This is a genomic window from uncultured Psychrosphaera sp. (genome assembly GCF_947500655.1).
Taxonomy (GTDB): domain Bacteria; phylum Pseudomonadota; class Gammaproteobacteria; order Enterobacterales; family Alteromonadaceae; genus Psychrosphaera.
On sequence record NZ_CANMSK010000011.1, the window covers coordinates 35,523 to 54,103 of the forward strand.

Below are 18,581 nucleotides of genomic sequence, written 5' to 3' on the forward strand. Positions count from 1 at the left end.
ACAGTTAATTGTTATGCGCCTTATTGGTAATAGGGTTAGAAATTAACCATTATAATGGAAAAATTGAGGTGGATGTCTCTACTATTATTTAACTAGATATAAACACCAAACCAGCTAAAGACCTGAACCCAATGTTTCTTTCTAATGGAGTTGTCAGTCCGTTGTGTAAGTTACTTTAGATTTGAAAGTAATTACTCCAACTCACTTTGGGGCATAAACGAGTCAGCGTCTAACTCGCCAATGGACAATTGCGAGTTAGCTGAATGTGTCCAGTTAGTTACCCCTGATAAATCAAGTTAAGATTCATTCAATTTAGGTTATTAAAAACACTAGTCTCAAACGTTAAACAAACAAGGTGTCCGAATCCTTCTTATTCGTAAATTCGGGTGTTGTCCGTATTTCAAACTTTAACTTATCTTTCACTATGAGTTCGTCGTTCGTAATCGCTTTAATTTGATTTATTTGGACTTTATATTGAGAATCTGGAATTACGGACTTCCTATAATAATAATCATGATACATTTCCCTTAGCTGAGGAGGGTAAGTTAAGTATTTAGATATGTTTTGCTGCATTTCGTGAAAATCATTATAAAGAATAGCAATTGCTTCATGTATAGACTCACTTTTACTTACGGAACTAATGATAGGGATAAAACCAGACTGTAAGTATGCAGATAGTAATCGGGTATCTGTAACTGGTACACCGTCGACTTCCAATCCGGAAAACATTTTTCCACTATTAATAATCAGTGGTACCACAACAGTTTTGTCGGAGGGCACATAATTCCACCTCAACTTTTTGCAATAGAACTGAATATTTTGCTCCACTATATATGCTTTTTTCTTCGCCTGAACAGATGCCGATTTCAATATGGTTTTAGCGCGATATGTTGAAATCGGTGAATCTACAGTAACAATAGATTTAGATTCTCCAACTAAAACCATATCTCCCAAACGCATTAATAAATCAATTTCCACCACTCCTTCGTCTTTTATTTTTAGTTCACTTTGCTGAGCTTTATCAAAGTCTGAAATTAAGGGGTTATTTAGTGAAGCAGTATTAATTTTGTCTATTACTTCTCGCTCGAAAACGGGTCCTTTTTTGGTTAAATCCACTTTTAATACTTTTAACCAATTCTCAACAACTCTGAGTATTACAGGTGTTACTAATGCGCTTGTCAAAAAAACATAATTAAATTTAGATACGCTCAAAATTGGAAAGCACCAAAGATCTTTTTTACTCTCACCATCAAATTCCAAGAAGTAAAATATCGACTGGACTTTTTTATCATGAAAGCCGGTTGCTTTAGACACAGCTGAGAATAACTTGAACTTAGGAATTTCTTTAGCAAAAACCTTCAGGTCTGAATATTCGTATATAGAGCTATTTTGAGGATACTTATCAGAAATTAGGTTAGATAAAACGACCAGTATTCGAAACACATCTAAGCATTCGTATATTGAGAATCCGTCATGTCCGTTGGTTAAGTCATATACTGCTAAGTCCTCTTCAAGTTGTTTGATTTGAGTTAAGATACCTTCATTATTAAATATAACTTTGTCGATTGCGGTTTCACTTGAAGCAACTATAAACTCTACGGTCTTTCCCTTATATCGTATATCAATATATTTCTTCGAACTTAGCTTTTCAGAATCTAAATTTGGGAACATGTATGTTTGACTTCCTAGCCTCATCCTTCGCACTAACGAGGCTTCAAAAGCGATTTCAAACTTAGACATTGGTTGAATAATTGCAACTTTCTTTTGAGCATCATCAATCTCGAATCGATAATCTAACCAAGCAATTGCATGCCAATAATTTTCATACAGCGAATGCAATTGTGCTAACCTCTGCTCAGTTTCAATGTGAATCAGCAGATCTACTTCATCTACATTACTTTTATTTACTTTAACTTTATTTGTTTTTTTATATTTACTTACCTTCAACTCTTCGTTAGCAACGCTTTTATGAGCATTAGTGATGGCACCAGCCAATAAATCAACAGTCGCATCTGCTGCTTCCTGAGGTGTCATTATATTATTTGTTATAGAAGACTTAATATTGGGGCTTTTAGAGCTTGTCTTTGTAGTTCAATTCTATTTCTGTTCGAATAAGCAACAAATAACTTCAAAACATCTGACTTTTTGATAGTAACTGGCACCTTAGAATTTAGTTCGAATAGCTCTTTTCTAATCATAGAAAGTTGACTAGAGAAAAACTCAAGAGCTTTAAAAAGCTCCTTGTCCCTTTCTGTTAGCTTATTTTCGTGCTTTTTATGTTGTTCCTCCCACTTCGTTTTATTAAACTTTTTCTGCGTTGGTGAAGCAATAACTTCCTTTTTTAGCAGATCAAACAGCACACTTTCTCTCATACTTACCCCCATTTTTATAACTTTCTTTTCTATATAAATTTTTGCAAAACATGATTACCATGGAATGCTAACGAATAAGATGAACTCCCCTTAAGATATGTAACTTAAAAGAGGAATGCATCATGATTATAGTAAAAACTTGTGGAATGGGACGTTCAGTAACGCCCGTAACACAGGCGTGGAGCGAAGTGACGTAGTCCAGCCAGCTTGCTGGAGATTGTGCTTGCGCTTGTTATATTTTTACGTAATTTCATCAACTTCACACGCCAATATCTTTGGTTGCTGGTTATCGATGATGTCACGCAACTTTGATTGATATTCTTTTTCAGTTCTTAAATGAAATAACCTGCCTTTGAAAGAGTTCTTGCTTTTTGGTGTGTGGTTCCAACGTGCGTATATGTGATATTTAACGGCCGCGCTATACCCACTAATTTTGCAAACTCTGTCGCTGTTTGATTCTTCAGATTCGTGAAGCTGTTCATGATGTACCTCTATTGCCAGCTTTTTAGGTGAAGGCCATTTAACATTCCACGACTTACCAGACTGATCATGAACTTCTACCTTGAGTATTTCTGGAATACTAAAGCCGTTAGACATTGATATTTTAATCTCTTCTTTCTTACCTTCAGTAATGTGCATTGGAGCTCTTGGCTTATCATCGTATATCCATCGAGATTTACCCCAAACTCTTTGCTTGAATAATGCCTGCCAGAACCCTTTTGGTTTAATAAAATAACGCACATAATCAACCGTTACTGGCCGCTTTCCTACAGACCGGATTATCAATTTATGTTTTGGCTGTACTGTACCTGCAAAATGCTCAAACGAAAAATCAGAACTACAAAGGAGCCTGGGCTGATCTTTTTGATGCTGCTTAAACCTTAGGATTAAGTTTGCGATACCTGCGACAGTTCCAATTGTGCCGGTAACAGCCCCCCATAAAGCCAAGGTCTGAGTTAGTGATTCGGCTTCCATACTTCCCCTAAAACATAACGAGGCTGTAGAATTACTACAACAGCCCAAATTGATGAGAAATCGAGTTCCTGTAACAAATGCTAAGCGTATTTATCGCACTAGATAATGCATTTGGAACCCATAAAATCGGCCACTTTCTTAAAAAAAGAGTTATTCTACGGCCTCAACGCTTCGTTAAGAGGCAAATAATATGTTGGCTAAAATTAGCGACGCAGGAGCAAAAGCCAACTATTATTTGTCCTGCTTTAACGTGTTGTTAGTTTTTGATTACGCAGACAAATTACCTTGATAAATTTTTATACCTGCACTCGTTTTGTATTTTTAAAGTGGGTGTCTCTACTATGTCCCACCGCTTTTAAAGTTTGCAATAAATTGCTGAATTTTACTAGCGGTCCACCTTAGGGCGTGTTGTTAGGCGCTTTTTACACAAGTTATATAAACGTCTGGGATACTAATTTTATCAGTACTAAAACTTAATTTTTCAAATGATATATTCGTAACTTGATAACCGTGTTCATTTAATTTTTGTTTTAATTTCTTGAATAGACTAGTTGATCTCAGTGCGTCAGTAAAAAGAGGTTTCACAAGCTTAGGTTCTTTTCTTAAATCCCCTTTCCAGTAATGAAACTTATCAAAGTAATAATCAGCTAATTCTTTGTTAGTTTTTTCGGATGAACTTCCAATTAAACGAAGATGTAATTTATCCCTAGAAAATTCTAACACGTTAAATATTTCATCAAGAGTATTTGCGTTATCTGAATATAAACTTAACTCCATACTAGGAACAGCACCATAGCGATTAAAACTATTCAGTTTAAATTCTGTCCCAAAACTAATCGACGTAAAAATAAAAAGAACAAACACAATTAGTGATTTAATAACTCATCTCCTTTTAAGCGTCTAACGCCTGAATGATGTGTGAGCTAGTTTGGCAGTTTTATTGCGTCGTTTGCAACTAAAAATGACAAACTAAAGTGAATCACTATTCATTCTCTTATTATATGCCATTTTCAACCAAAACCTTCTCGTTGGGATAGTCCACAATTATTCTTAAATACTGTAATGCAGACCCTCCTAATGCTCCATCTATCCTTCTATCCATCATCGAAGACATAAATTGGTGAAAATTATGATCAGCTCTTCTAGTAAACCAAACTGGGCCAACTACTTTACCGGCAATTGTTAACATTGGAACCCGAATCATTGACTGTTTTGATAACTTGCATGCCCCATCAATGACAGTCCATTCAGGGTGATTTTTTACCCATGAATCGAATACAGACCCAACAATAAAGGATGTTGCAACTTGTTCACCTGATAAATTTAGTTGCCTTTTGGCTTCTTTCGATGGCCAAGCAGACGCACCTGTATCCAGCAACATTGGGATTGTTTTATCTTCCACAGAGATATCTATACTTGGAAAAGCCATTGTATAATTGCCAGCCTGATCCTTTTGAAAACCCAGTGGCGCGGTTGTGAATTTATCACTAATTGGAGCTTTGGGTAAAACTGTGATGCTTTTATTTGGATAATTGAAATCGATAACCTTTTCGGCATGCCATCGACCTCCTAAAGTTCCATCGCTATTTTTTGTTTTATTCAGTTCTTGCTGTGGTACTACTTGCAACTGACCTGCCCACCAGTTATTTTTTCCTGCTTTAGGTATCGACGCACTTTCTTGAAACAAAGGCATATCTGTAACTTCGATAATTCCGTTTTCCGTTTGCCTATTTTCAATAGTCCACTGATATTTATCACTAAGCTCTTTTGAAATGGCATTCCATCCCCCACCAGTATCAGTGAAGAATGTAACTGTTTTGCCATCTTTGAGTTTTGGAATTAAATAAATTAAATTATTTTCAAATTTACTCGGTAGCTCTTCGGATATGGATATAGAAGAAATAAAAAGAAACAAAGTGAATACTAATATTTTCAAAACAGACCATCCTATGGCTTATAACGAGGCTTTAGAATTTCTCATTCTCAGCCAATCTTTTTAAATAAAAACCACAATATTTCACATTCTTCTAAGATTCAATAACTTATTCTATTTTCAATAATAGTTTTGGTTACATTGCGTTTAAAGTGGATTTATAGAGCTAGTTGATGAAGTGCAGCTTGATGTAGGTATAAAGGCTTAACTCTTGGCCTAATGTAAACTATTTCTTAACTTCTGTATGTTAAACAAATAACGTGGATATCCACTCTAATTCAGATTGGAGAATAACATTGCCACCCACTTTAAATTAAGTCACAGGTATTTGTAAATGTAGAAATTCAGATTGTTAATTTATCTTGGTATGTTTTGAATTGTAGAGGAGATAACATTGCTACCCACTTTAAATTTTACTTTTCCAATGTTTTATCTTTTGAATCCAAAATATTCAATTCACAGGTTCGTCCTTGAAGCGAGTATATTAGTTTTGAAGCATTAGCTGGGATATACGCTAAAATGCCACACGTAGAAAAAGACGGATAACCATGTGCTACACTGTAGAAATGAATTAGATAATTTTGGGTGCTATCTAATAATAGATTTCCTTTTGGTTCATCCGCAGTTAATCTGTACAACCCTATATCCTCCGCCCTATTAATGTCCGCCATCTTTACATCTCCAGAATAGATAATTATCATAAGAGTATCATCAAGAAAGATAACGTGTTTTTGGAGCCCTTCAGCGGCAACAGATACTTCATGAACGGGTCCCTTTACTATTGGAGGCATTTTAGCTGCGCAGCCAGTTAAAAGAAGGATGGGTAAAATCATATATTTCATTATGTATACTCATGTTTATTAGTGGAAAGCTAACAAGGTTGTAGAATTTCTCATTCTCAGCCAATATCTTTAAATAAAAACCACAATATTTCACACTCCTCTAAGATTCAATAACTTATTCTATTTTCAATAATAGTTTTGGTTACATTGCGTTTAAAGTGGATTTATAGAGCTAGTTGATGAAGTGTAGCTTGATGTAGGTATAAAGGCTTAACTCTTGGCCTAATGTAAACTATTTCTTAACTTCTGTATGTTAAACAAATAACGTGGATATCCACTCTAATTCAGATTGTTAATTTATCTTGGTATATTTTGGATTTTAGAGTTGATCACCAATTTGAATTGAAGTGTTGGGCTGCTTTGAGTTTTTTTGATTAAACGCTAGATACATAGATAGTTCAGAGCTTTTGATTGAGTTTTCTGATTAAGTTATTTTTGTTTAGTTACGTTATCTATGACTTTAAGCTAACAATCTTCTACAACTTGATAAGTTTGGTCGTCGTTTTAGTTGTAAGTTCTCACTGAAGTTTTGCAATACATGCTCATTACCTACTGCACCATGGAATACTTTGGTGAATTGCTTGCTCATAATTAACCAGTTGTCAGGCTCTATGTTTAGCCTATCCAGTAGAGTTGGTAAGTTGTTGTCTATATGCCCTGCTTTGTCTTCTCTTATGCAACGTCCTGTTACTTCTACTAATTCTATGTATTCTTTTAATTCAAAAGGAATACCATCAGGCATGTCTTTTCTTGGGTTACCTACAAATGGTTTTAATGTGTTTGGTTGTTGATTGTGGTCTTGTTCATGGTTAAGAACATGATGAATGCGTTGTCTTATGCTGGTGTAGTTTGAGGTTTCTGGTGTGGTTGCCATTTTTGCTCTTACTGGGTTTAAATCTACATACGCCATACAGGCAAGTAAAGCTGACTTATCTAGCAAGGCTTGGCATTTGAATCTGCCTTCCCAGAAACGTCCTGTGCAGTTATCTTCTTTATTGGCTTGTCTTGCTATACCTTCATTTAATACTCGCATAAACCAACTTATGTCCATTAGGCGTTTTCTGTAAATAACCGTGGTTTGCTCTATGGCTAGAAGCTCTGATTCAGTTAAAGGTAATGACTCTGTTAAAAACTCTGCATTTAAATCAGATGATTCATTTATTTTAGATAAGTATTTTTGTGTCAGTAATGTGCCTTTAAATATCTTATGCCAGCGAGTTAAAACCTCCGTTGTATTCCAACTAAGCGCTTGTTGTTGGTTAATATGTAAAACAAGGTGAGTGTGGTTGCTCATAACTGCATAAGCACATACTTCAATCGCGAAAATATAGGGTAGCTGTTCTATTTTATCTTCTACCCATTGTCTTCTGTGCTCATAAGATTGATGGGTTTGTTTATCTTCACCACATAAAAACGCCCTACGGACACACCTTGAAATACAATGATAATAAGGCGTATCCGATAAGCTAATTTGAAATTCTCTTGGTCTAGGCATCACAAAACACTCAACGTATCAATATGGGTACAACTGAGTTTAGTGCAGTTCAAATAACTGTCAAATTAAAATGGGTGGCCTTGTTAAAATACATTGTTAAAATATGAGTTGTTGAAGAAATACTACAGCTGTGATTTTTAAATTTGATTGTTATTTTAGTGTATTAAAGATCGCACGATTTAATTAAATTGACCATTTTGTGCAATAAACTATAATCTTAATGTTATTCCAAATTTGGAGATTAAATATGGATACATTAACAGCAAATGATGCGAAGCGTAATTTTGGTGAATTACTACTTAACGCGCAACGTGAACCAATAAAGATAAGTAAAAATGGTAAAGACGCCGCTATCGTAATATCCATAAAAGACTATGAAGCACTAGAAGCTATGAAAGTTGAGTACCTTAAACATTGCTTTGAGTCTGCAAAACAGGACTTGGCGCAAAATGATGTTGTTGGTGGTGAAGATTTCTTAAATGCTTTGTGAGCTTACTATGTGTAATCTATGATGCAAAATAACAATTACAAAGTAAGTAAATTAGCTCAAGCTCATTTACGAAAAATTAAAAACTATACCGTTAGCAACTATTCTGAAAATCAGTGGCGTATATACAAAGAAACATTGCTAACCGGTTTTCAGATACTTGCTGATAATCCAGCTATTGGTAAGAATTGCGATGATATTTACCCAAGTGGTTTTTATTTTCATATTGGTGAACATACGACTTATTATACAAAAGAAAACTGCTTCATTTTGATTGTTGCTGTACTTGGACAGTCACAACTTCCACAAAACCATTTATAAAATGCAAAATTATTCATCGTATAGAAAACGAATATGCTGACTCTATAAATAACTAAGCCACCCACTTTTTAAATTATAAATTTAGGTAGCTCGTTATTTTATTCAATAACTATTCACTGAATAATATTAACAAGCTTAAATGCTTCCAAAAATTGAGATGGGTGCCTCTTTTAGTTCTTTAGTTCTTCCGGCAACGACAATGCTGTGAAATTTACGAAAACGCTTATTTTATCTTTTATTTGTCTTTCATCCGGCTGTAATTAGAAGCTTGAATTGAACTTAAGCGAACAAAGTTATCATAATCGATAAACTTAATAAGCTCATGCTTTTCATATTCACCTTTTTTATAAGACAAAAAATAGGTTGATTCATTGAGATCGAATGTGAAAAAATCAAACGGCATACCAAGAGTTCCTCCCTCAACAAGATCTTTATGAGTATGTACACCATCAGAGTCTTCGCCAAATATCAGATTATTATTAAACATAACCCTATAATCACCTTCCCAAGTACCAGTCAAAAACTTTCGATCGACATCAAAGCCTAATTTAGATTTGGTTTGTACTCTAAACGCTTTAGTATCAGAACCTACGAGTTGAATAGTATTATCATCAATAATAGTAAATTTCATCTGTTTTTCATTTTCTGGAGTAAAGCTGAAATAACCATCACCCTTCTCGATTGTAATGGGAGATATTGCCGTTTTTGTACCTTCGTTTTCTGAGCCCCAAGCAGAAATATAAATATTATTTTCAATAACGAATACATCGAAAAAAGTTATATCTAGCTCTTTATTTAAATGCTCTTTGATAAAATCATCGGTAAAAAAATCAGCCTTATCATGACTATCCCTATAACTAGACATTTCATTAAACATTTCGCTGTAAACTTTATCGTAATCATAAAATGTCCAAACACCATTTATCTCGAAGCCATTATTTTTACCTGTGCAGGAAAATAAAAAAATGGACAATATTATTATCAGTGAAACTTTTAAAATATTTATCATATAGAACTCTTCTTAATAGTTATTTATATCTTTTTTATGCTCACTAATACAAAGTACAGAGCAGCCACCCACTTTAAATGCAACTAACAGACTTTGAATCTGGCACTTCAAAAAATGGTCAAATTGAAGTGATTGCATGTTTTATTTTTCATTAATAACAATCATTTAATCATTGCAGCAACTCTTTTTATTCTTTGGTTGGATCTGCATACCAAATGAAGCGTTGGGTCTTGGTTATAACCGAGCCGACTAATTGTCCGTTGATTAATTTTACTTTATGCAATGGAGCCCATGAATCATTGTGTTTTGTGGTGCCACAGGTGAGTAACAATAGTTCGTTACCGTTATTAATTAATTGGGCTAATGAGAAATCACATTGGTGATCAAACTGGTCTATGTACTTCCCTTTTATTTGAACATTCGCCTGGCTGTTTTTTTCATGTTTTTTTTCGCTATCTTCGGTGGTTAACTGAAAAGACGCTGGGTATTTAATTTCACTAAAATAATTATCTGGGAAGTCGACTTTTGTTACTGTCCAGTTACCTATAAAGACACTTTGTTTAGCTGTTGGTTTGTTTGATTCAGAATCCGCAGAAGCAGCCATACTAAGTAAAAATAGTGTTAAAAAAAGAAATGAAATCGATATGTTAGATAAGGTTGTATTTTTCATTGTGTAGTTCATCCTTTTCCTGTCCTTTGTTTCTCTTTGTCATCTTTACGTTAGCTAATCTTTTCTTGTCTGAACCTTTGTATAAATGTTTATTGTTATTAGCCTAGATTTGATAACAAAGGTCTGAAAATGTGCAGCAATAAGCTAGATGGTTTTAACGTAAAAATAGCCAATAAGAGCGACGCTTGCATATAAAAGTGTTTTTAATGACGTTAGCCAATTGTGCTTAATGTTAAATAACGTAACTGCAATTGCGGATATAAAGGCACAACACCAAGTAATAACAATCACAAAAGCAAACAGTAAATCTATTACATCGCCTAATCCATAGGCCTCTTCTGGTGCTACAGGTATATGTGGATATATTTGAGATCGATACACTAATCCGCTGAAGGCAAAAATGTGAATAAAAACCGCGCTAAATGTTAATAGTTTATCGAACTTTGATTCCATTTATAAAATTACTCCAAGGTGTATCCATAAAAGCTTAAACCTTAGCTGGTTTAATTTACGTTTAAACAATAGCTGTGTGTTTAATTATTGTTCTTATTTGAATCTTTGAATGGGTCTGCAGCTTTAACTTGTAGCAGTTCTTCTTCGGTTAACATTTTGTAATCTCTTGGATAAGGCCAGCCGTAACCCCATCTAAATGGTGTTGGTAAATATGGATTACCACCTACTATTACACCAGCGAGCATAAGCTCTGCTATTTTGGGTTGCCCTACTTTAGCAACACAGTTTTTCAGTTCTTTGTCTGCGATGTCTTTTTGTTCGGCTGTACCACCTTGCCAATACGCGTAGTCGTGTGCGGTACAACACGCTAACCATAAATCTTTGTGTTCAAGTGTTCCGTCGGGGAAAATACTGCAACCGTCTGATGTAAACGGTTTGATTTTTTCAACATCTGCACTGTTTGATGTAAATGATATTATTAACAAAAAGACGAACGTTAACGTAATACGCATGTTATTTTACAACCTAAAATTGATACAACTTATTTAGCGGTTTTACAGGCTAATTTATAGTAATGATTATTATTAAATTCAAAGTGTTTTATCACTGTTAATGGTGTTTTTCTGGTGTGTGCTTGGTACGAGCGGGGATTTATTTTATTAATAAAGGTAACCATAATTGGATAACGTTTGGACATTTCACTTAACGAGTAATTGAAGATTTTTTCAAATACGCCTTGGCCTCTTACAGATTTATCAACACATACTGGTCCATATTGATAAGAGTTATCTTTAGTGATCGTGTCTCCTAAACAAGCAGAGTCGTCTAAATGTTTGATCATAAATTCAAACATTGGCCACTGAGACCAATAATCCCAAGAAGCCGCCATAGCGTAAGCCACTATTTTATTGTCTACGCTTGCAGTAAAAAGCCCATTTTCATGCTGAATTAAATTAGTTAAATGCTCTCTAGTAAAGGCAGTAGTTATAAAGCCATCGGCTTTATCGTCTTCACTTATTGAGTCTACTTGATAGCGGTAATGCAATGCTAATATTTCTTCAATATTATCTAAGGTGGCTGTTTTTAATTCTATATTCATGCGTTTTTACTTAAGGTTGGTTTATTTTTACTGTGATGATTGAATGAAACTCAATGTATTGGTAAATACACTAAGTTTCATTAATCAGTAGAGCTAGTTACCTGCGTGAGATTCTCTATGTATATCAATAACTTCTATTGTTAAAATGTAATCACCTAGGTCTAATTTTTTCATTTGTAATAGTATTGAGCTGCTCAGTTTGGATTTTTGCTCGTCAGTACGGCCAGAAAGTATTTTTGCCGCAATATGAATAAATGGACTTTTTGTTTTGCCAACTTGATAATTGGTGTATGACAATGTTCTAGTTTTTATGTCATTTTCATTAAACAGTTCTGACGCTGCAGCACCGGTAAATACTGAGCTGATAAGCTCATCAATGTTTTTATTAAAATTTTCTGAATGTTCAATTATACAATGTGGCAAAGTGTAACTCCTGTTGAAATAGACAATTTAGTAACCAGCTAATAACCTTGATTCATAATAGGTTATCGCCTGTTTTTATTTTATATATTTGTAACAAATACACTCACGCTTTGCTAGTTATAATTCACCTATTACCGCTATATAATCCTTTAAGAGCCTTTATTTGTAACTATCTAGGGGGAGTTGTTCTGTTTTGTGAAAGTGTTAAATCTATTAACGTAATTTAACCTAAGCCTTAAACTAAAAAACCAATCAACGTTTGTTAAAGTTGATTGGTTTTTTTATATCAGAAAAGGACTTAATCTAGTTTAACGCCAACAACTGCCGGCGCGACTATTAATGCTTTATCTAATATGCCTGACTTCTTTTGTGGACTATTGGCTTTTATAATTGGCTGATTTCTGACGCACATCAAACGTTCACTAAAGACTTGGCAGGTACCTTTGAATATATCTTTATTCGCATTTTTGTATTCACAAGCTTGATCTTTTTTTTCATCAAAACAGGCTTCCCACGGCGCTTTATGAGTGTGACCACTGTGCGCCCAAATAGGAAGAGAAGTTATAATCAAACTAAAAGTAAACAATACACTTTTTATGGTGTTCAATTTTTTAACAAATATCATTACTCTGCAACCTCTCCAGAGAAACAACCTATAAATGTATTCTCACCTGGACCTGCACTATGGTAATGATAACCACGAGTCTCGTCGGTATGACCTCGACATGTGTCTAAATCTGACTCTTCTTCGCCACTTTCATCAAGCATACTGTAAATAGCAAAACCATCTAATGCATAAGCAAAAGCACCTGCATGACCATCGGTTTCGTACTCTATTGCTGGACAAGTACCGTCACCATGATTGGCTCCGTGATAATGATATCCTTCAAAAGGATTTACATGGCCAATACAGTCATCAAATGCAGCAATGGTATAAGCACTTAAAATAGCATCAGTAGGTGCAGCTGCGGCTAAATTTACGCCGTTAAATGCAACACCAACACCATCGTTTCCAATACTGCCAGATGAACTACGAAGCACTGGCGTTACTGGAATTAAATACGTGCTAGAAACACCACCACCTTCTTCTTCACTGTAATAGTCGATATCGCACTGTACACAATAGTTATTATATTCATCAGCTACATCTGGTCTTGCTGCTGCTTCACAAGATGTTTGAGTATCCGTTATTTTAACTTCACTGGTAGTTTCATCGTATAACAACCAGTTATCGTCACCGTAAAACGTGTCTAAGCTAGAAATAAAGTCGCCAGTTAAGTCGTATAAAACGCCATCATCAAACCATTTACCGGTATCTTCAGCGGTTGTTGTTAATGTTGTTGGACAAAATGGACCTAGTTCAGTGCGGTCTGAGGGAAAGCCAGACACGGTAATTTCATAACAAGACGATGAATCCCCATTAGATAAGGTACAGTCGACAATTTCAATGGATTCTAGCGAGTCAGTATCGAATAGACTTTCATCTACTGAGTAAATTATTTCATCAGTATCAGTAGAGCTATCGTCATCATCATCGCTAGAACAAGCATTAAGAAACACTGTGCCTAACAATACAACACTAAGCAATACCGCACGACGCGCTTTAACAAGTAACGATGGTTTAGTAGTAAGTTGTAAATTCATACTGCACACTCCAAAAAATTATCTATACAAGGGGTTATTTGCTTATCCTACTCAAGAATAGTGCAAATAATATGCAAGGGCTCAAATAACGCACTATAAATAATAATTAGTTTTTTGTATCCGTGAAATAGTTCCAGTTAAGGTAGCGTCGATATTGCCTTGGACTTATATATTCCTTGTACAACATATCCGCTAAAATTCGTTTAAGTTTTGTTTTATGTCGTTTTGATAGGTACTTGTTTTTGAAAATACTGTAATGGTATTTTCTAGGTGATGGCAGCATAACCGCTAAAAAAGCGCCCTCTGCTGCATTAATTTCTGAAGGTTTTTTATTAAAATAGTATTTGGAAGCGTGTGCAACGCCGTAAATATCTGGACCAAACTCAGCCACATTTAAATACAGCTCTAAAATTTCATTTTTAGACAGATGTTGCTCTAACTCTCTGGTAACAAACAGCTCAGTAAATTTACGGTGTAAACTTTTAATGTTAGAGCGTAAATACACATTTTTGGCTACTTGCTGAGTAATAGTAGAAGCGCCATAACTGAACTTACGACGTTTAATATTCTCACCAATAGCATTCATTAATGCGTCCCAATTAACACCACCGTGAGTAAAAAACTGACCATCTTCACTCATAACAATTGAGTACAATAAGTCACGATTTATACTATCTATTCTTACCCATTTATATTGATTTCTTTTAGATTTTGAGTCTATTTTGGACTGAACGCTTTCAACGGCTACTTCCCTAACCTTTTGAAATTCAACATCTTCTAAGTCAGGTACATTACTAAATACACTGTAAAAATAAATAGCTAATAGTAAAAAACCAAACCACACCAAACCACCGGTCACAATGAAGGTATTTTTTAGTATATGTAAAGGATGTGAAATTGCTGCTTTTAAAGCTCTTTGAATACGCCCCTTTAGCTTTACTGCAAATACGCGTAATGCAGAGTCCTTTTTTTCTTCACTCATATTTAACCTGTATTTTTAAATGGGGTCAGAGTAAAATTATTTCTTTTGTTTATTTATAATCTTGCTCTGACCCATTTTGTTCAAAGAAATCTACGACTTTTATTCACCAGTTGCAACTTTTGCGTAGTCGCCGGACTTCGGATCAATTATCAATAACTTGTTAGTAATACCATCAATGTCTTTACCTACTGCAATTAGTACATTACGAACTGCATGATAATGGAGGCCTATAATCGAAGATGTTTCATCTATAATATCTTCCATCAAGAATAAACCAGTTATGACTTCTGTTGTCGAATTATCAGCTAAATCAAGTTTAATTAAACTACCTTTACCATCAACAAAAAACAGCTCTTCACCGTCTTCATTAATTGCTATGTCCGATATTGGTCCACCTTCATTACCGGCTGCAATATCGTATATAGGGTTAAGAGATACCGCTGTATTATCGTATTCTATAAGTATACTCTGTGAAGCTGTAGTTCTCCCTTGAGAGTAATAAAAATCGCCGTTTGTTGAATTGACATTTATAGAAAGTACATCTGTTATTGAGTTTCTTAATTCTGAACGATCACCAGTATCGACATCAATTGAATTAATAGTTTTGTTTGTCAAATCTGTAACATACAAAGCTTGTGAACCTAAGTCATATGATAAATCAGAAATATATAAAGGTGCTGTACCTGTACCATTTGTTGAATCTGACAAAACCGTCTCATAACCTGTAGTTAAATCAATTTTACTTACTGCACTTGGGTAACTAACGAATAAAGTATTAGATTCTGAATCTAAGGCAATACTCGTTGGAGTATGGGTGCGATAAGCATAGTTATCGGCTTGATTTACTATTAACGTACTATTTTTAGCGGATGTTAAATTAAACTGTATAAATTGAATTGGATTAATAAAACCGCCATTCAATTGCACATATATTTCATCTGTTTCATCATTAACGGCAATATCAGAAACGCTATTATCTATCGAGCTAGAATAAAACGTATCATTATTAAGTATATGTTCTTTATAATTAATAAAGCCATTTGTAGAGGTCACTAACATTTTAATGTTTGCTTGTTCACTAAGCATTACATCTTCAACGCGCCATATATTATTAGAAACAGTCGCGGTGTGATCCACATCATCCACGTTGATAATAACGCTTGCTACACCATCACCAACTAATGGCTCTACGTTACCAAAAATATCAATACTATCTTGGTTATATACACCAAAAGCTAACGGGAATGATAAAGACACAGTAGGTGCTAAAGTGGATATTAAATCTATTTCTACAGTCTCTTTTGCCGTAGCACCATCATTGTCTGTTACTGTTATAGAAAAAATCGCCTTACTTTGTGCAACAGTATCTGGCGCTGTAAACGAAGCAACTGCCATATCGGAATTGGTTAATGTAATACCAAGGTCCGAGGTTTCTACCCAGGAATAAGAAACAATAGAGCCAAATAAATTATTATCTTTAGCTGTTGCAGTTAGTGAAACAATGTCGTCAACATAAGCTAAAGTGGGAGCTACCGCCGTTACAGTTGGATCCACTTCAAAGTCTATAACGGTAATGGTGAATTCATCGGTTAAGCTTTCCGTTGTTGTACTACAAACAACAGTTACGTTAACAACCCCCATCTCCGTTGCTGAACCACTTAACTGGATATCGTTAACTAATGTAAAACCAACATTATTAGTAACTTCTATTTGGTAATTAATATCCAGGCCACTATTGTCAATACACGTATCTGTTGGAATAGAAAAATCTAACGTGGCATCAGCTACTAATGTAATATCAGTAATTGGATTTGCAACTGATAAAGTATCTTCTTCTGTAGTGGTTTCAGGTACCTTAGTGGCAGAATGATTATTTCCACAACCTGATAATGTTAAACTAATAAAAAAAATTAGGCCGCTATAAAGCTTCCGAGAAGTCATTGAGATTATCCTTTCTTTGGTTAAATGGGGTCAGAGTAAAATTAAATAATTTTACTCTGACCCCATTTATTATTTATTTACCGGTTGCTACTTTTGCGTAGTTACCTGATTGAGGATCTATAACCAATAACTTGTTAGTACCGTCAACATCTTTACCAGCGGCAATAAGTACATCACGTTGCGTATGGTAATGCAGACCAACCATAGAGGAGTATTCATTAGTTATATCTTCTACAGTAAATATGTTACTTATTATTTCCGTTGTTGAATCATCCTCTAAATCAAGCTTAATTAAGCTACCTTTACCATCAACAAAAAATAATTCTTCACCTGCTTCGTTTATTGCTATGTCTGAGATTGGGCTTCCTTGATCACCAGCGGCAATGTTGTATATTGTTGAACTTGAGTTGGTGGAAGAGTCGTATTCTTTAATTAAAGTTTGATCACTGGTTGTAAGGCCTTGAGAATAATAAAGATCGCCTGTAGTTGAATTTGTTGCTACCGCAGAGCCATTGCTTAAATTAACAATTATATCCGAACGGTTACCAGAAGTAGTACTCACAGTGTTAATGCTTTGAGCATCAATATCTATACTGTAAAGAGTATCCGTAGTGGAGTTATAAGATAAATCTGAAATAAATTGAGGATAAGTACCAGCTCCGTTACTTGAATCCGACAAAAGTGTTTCATCACCAGTGCTTAAATCAATTGTACTTATAGCCGTTGAATAACCAACAAATAAAATATTCGATATAGCATCTAGCGCTATGCTTGTTGGCGCATATGAGCTATAGCTGTAACTACTAGGTTGATTAACGGTTAAAACCCTACCTACAGCAGAAGTTAAATTAAACCGTGTAAATTTAGTGTCGCTGACCAAATCACCATTTGCTTGTACGTATATTTCATCCGTTGCATCATTTACAGCAATATCAGAAACATTATTGTCCAACGCCGTTGTAAATAACTCACCATGAACTAAGCTAATTTCTTCGTAATTAATAAAACCATCTGTCGCTGTGACTAATACTTTTATGTCAGTTGTTTCTGTTAGCGTAACATCTTCTATACGCCAACTATTCTCAGTAATAATTGCTGAGTACTCAACTGAATCTACAATAACATCTACTGTCGTCACATCACCATTAGCATCAATAATATCTCCAGTAGTCACTTCTACATTACCAAACATATCAATACTATCTTGATTATATATACCAAGGTTTAGCGGAAATGATAAAGAAATACTAGGCGCTAAGCTTGAGATTAAGTCGATTTCAACCGTATCTGTTGCTGTATCACCATCATTATCAGTAACGGTTACTGAAAAAACAGCCGAGCTTTGCTCTGTTGTATCTGGCGCAGTAAAGCGAGTGGTTGCTGTGTTTGTACTTGTTAGTTCAATAATTGGGCCTGACACTTGCTCCCACACATAAGAAACAATTGAGCCGGTAAAATTAACATCTTCTGCTATTGCGGTTAAGGTTGTATTTTCATCCACTCTAGCTAAGTTAGGTGCCGTCACTTCAACGATAGGATTAGCTTCAAAATCTATAACAGTGATTATAAATTCGTCACTTAAGCTTTCTGTTGCTGTACTACAAGTCATAGTTACGTTAACTACGCCAACTCCTGTGGGTAAGCCGCTTAATTGAGATCCGTTAAATGTAAAACCAAGATTATTTGAAAAGCCCATTTGATAGCTAATACCTGCACCGCTACTGTCGGTACAAGTATTTGTTGGAATGGAAAGATCTAAACTGGTGTCTGCTATCAATGTAGAGTCAGCAATTGGATTTGCAACAGATAGAGTCGTTAAAATTTCTTCAGAATTTTTAGCTGAGTCACTACCACAACCTACAAGGGTTAAACTAATAAGGGAAGTGAAAATTGAGCTGTAGAGCGTTCTAGAAATCATTGACTATCCTTTTATAT

The 18,581-nt window shown here is 34.9% G+C and carries 20 protein-coding genes; 2 read left to right on the forward strand and 18 right to left on the reverse strand.

What is annotated here, in order from left to right; translation table 11 throughout:
• Positions 1-342: 342 nt before the first annotated feature.
• From Q0940_RS10465 to Q0940_RS10495, 7 genes are all read right to left on the reverse strand, one after another.
• Entirely contained in the window at positions 343-2,034 is a 1,692-nt protein-coding gene (locus Q0940_RS10465) for a hypothetical protein (RefSeq protein WP_299268090.1), read from the reverse strand.
• A gap of 11 nt (positions 2,035-2,045) precedes the next feature.
• A complete protein-coding gene (locus Q0940_RS10470; RefSeq protein WP_299268092.1) occupies positions 2,046-2,372 on the reverse strand; it encodes a hypothetical protein in 327 nt (108 codons plus the stop codon).
• Positions 2,373-2,612: 240 nt separating this feature from the next.
• Positions 2,613-3,347: a hypothetical protein gene (locus Q0940_RS10475; protein WP_299268094.1), complete on the reverse strand. Its 735-nt coding sequence runs from the start codon at positions 3,345-3,347 to the stop codon at positions 2,613-2,615.
• A 411-nt stretch (positions 3,348-3,758) separates the two neighbouring features.
• Complete coding sequence (locus Q0940_RS10480; RefSeq protein ID WP_299268095.1) at positions 3,759-4,124, reverse strand: hypothetical protein; 366 nt, start codon at positions 4,122-4,124, stop codon at positions 3,759-3,761.
• 220 nt (positions 4,125-4,344) lie between these two features.
• Positions 4,345-5,283 carry a hypothetical protein gene (locus Q0940_RS10485; protein ID WP_299268096.1) on the reverse strand — a complete coding sequence of 313 codons (939 nt, stop codon included), beginning with the start codon at positions 5,281-5,283 and terminating at the stop codon, positions 4,345-4,347.
• Between the two features lie 410 nt (positions 5,284-5,693).
• Positions 5,694-6,122, reverse strand: a complete 429-nt coding sequence (locus tag Q0940_RS10490; protein ID WP_299268097.1) for a hypothetical protein — start codon at positions 6,120-6,122, stop codon at positions 5,694-5,696.
• A 460-nt stretch (positions 6,123-6,582) separates the two neighbouring features.
• A complete protein-coding gene (locus Q0940_RS10495; protein ID WP_299268099.1) occupies positions 6,583-7,617 on the reverse strand; it encodes a transposase in 1,035 nt (344 codons plus the stop codon).
• Positions 7,618-7,864: 247 nt separating this feature from the next.
• Between Q0940_RS10495 and Q0940_RS10500 the strand changes: the two genes are divergently transcribed.
• On the forward strand, positions 7,865-8,107 hold the full coding sequence (locus Q0940_RS10500; RefSeq protein WP_299268102.1) for a type II toxin-antitoxin system Phd/YefM family antitoxin: 243 nt from the start codon (positions 7,865-7,867) through the stop codon (positions 8,105-8,107).
• Between the two features lie 18 nt (positions 8,108-8,125).
• Positions 8,126-8,425 carry a type II toxin-antitoxin system RelE/ParE family toxin gene (locus Q0940_RS10505; RefSeq protein WP_363323578.1) on the forward strand — a complete coding sequence of 100 codons (300 nt, stop codon included), beginning with the start codon at positions 8,126-8,128 and terminating at the stop codon, positions 8,423-8,425.
• Between the two features lie 235 nt (positions 8,426-8,660).
• Here Q0940_RS10505 and Q0940_RS10510 read toward each other — a convergent pair whose 3' ends face one another.
• The 11 genes from Q0940_RS10510 to Q0940_RS10560 form a co-directional block, all read right to left on the reverse strand.
• On the reverse strand, positions 8,661-9,434 hold the full coding sequence (locus Q0940_RS10510; protein WP_299268105.1) for a hypothetical protein: 774 nt from the start codon (positions 9,432-9,434) through the stop codon (positions 8,661-8,663).
• Positions 9,435-9,621: 187 nt separating this feature from the next.
• Positions 9,622-10,104: a hypothetical protein gene (locus Q0940_RS10515; RefSeq protein ID WP_299268107.1), complete on the reverse strand. Its 483-nt coding sequence runs from the start codon at positions 10,102-10,104 to the stop codon at positions 9,622-9,624.
• A 144-nt stretch (positions 10,105-10,248) separates the two neighbouring features.
• Complete coding sequence (locus Q0940_RS10520) at positions 10,249-10,557, reverse strand: hypothetical protein (protein ID WP_299268109.1); 309 nt, start codon at positions 10,555-10,557, stop codon at positions 10,249-10,251.
• Between the two features lie 80 nt (positions 10,558-10,637).
• A complete protein-coding gene (locus Q0940_RS10525) occupies positions 10,638-11,069 on the reverse strand; it encodes a hypothetical protein (RefSeq protein ID WP_299268112.1) in 432 nt (143 codons plus the stop codon).
• Positions 11,070-11,098: 29 nt separating this feature from the next.
• Positions 11,099-11,656 carry a GNAT family acetyltransferase gene (locus Q0940_RS10530; RefSeq protein ID WP_299268114.1) on the reverse strand — a complete coding sequence of 186 codons (558 nt, stop codon included), beginning with the start codon at positions 11,654-11,656 and terminating at the stop codon, positions 11,099-11,101.
• 93 nt (positions 11,657-11,749) lie between these two features.
• Entirely contained in the window at positions 11,750-12,079 is a 330-nt protein-coding gene (locus Q0940_RS10535; protein ID WP_299268116.1) for a 5-carboxymethyl-2-hydroxymuconate Delta-isomerase, read from the reverse strand.
• Between the two features lie 298 nt (positions 12,080-12,377).
• Positions 12,378-12,704: a hypothetical protein gene (locus tag Q0940_RS10540; protein ID WP_299268121.1), complete on the reverse strand. Its 327-nt coding sequence runs from the start codon at positions 12,702-12,704 to the stop codon at positions 12,378-12,380.
• Entirely contained in the window at positions 12,704-13,723 is a 1,020-nt protein-coding gene (locus Q0940_RS10545; protein WP_299268124.1) for a YHYH protein, read from the reverse strand. Before Q0940_RS10545 ends, Q0940_RS10540 begins: the two co-directional genes overlap by 1 nt.
• A gap of 106 nt (positions 13,724-13,829) precedes the next feature.
• Positions 13,830-14,705: a biosynthetic peptidoglycan transglycosylase gene (locus tag Q0940_RS10550; protein ID WP_299268127.1), complete on the reverse strand. Its 876-nt coding sequence runs from the start codon at positions 14,703-14,705 to the stop codon at positions 13,830-13,832.
• Positions 14,706-14,804: 99 nt separating this feature from the next.
• Positions 14,805-16,646 carry a hypothetical protein gene (locus Q0940_RS10555; RefSeq protein WP_299268130.1) on the reverse strand — a complete coding sequence of 614 codons (1,842 nt, stop codon included), beginning with the start codon at positions 16,644-16,646 and terminating at the stop codon, positions 14,805-14,807.
• Positions 16,647-16,719: 73 nt separating this feature from the next.
• A complete protein-coding gene (locus tag Q0940_RS10560) occupies positions 16,720-18,564 on the reverse strand; it encodes a hypothetical protein (RefSeq protein ID WP_299268133.1) in 1,845 nt (614 codons plus the stop codon).
• Between the last annotated feature and the right edge of the window lie 17 nt (positions 18,565-18,581).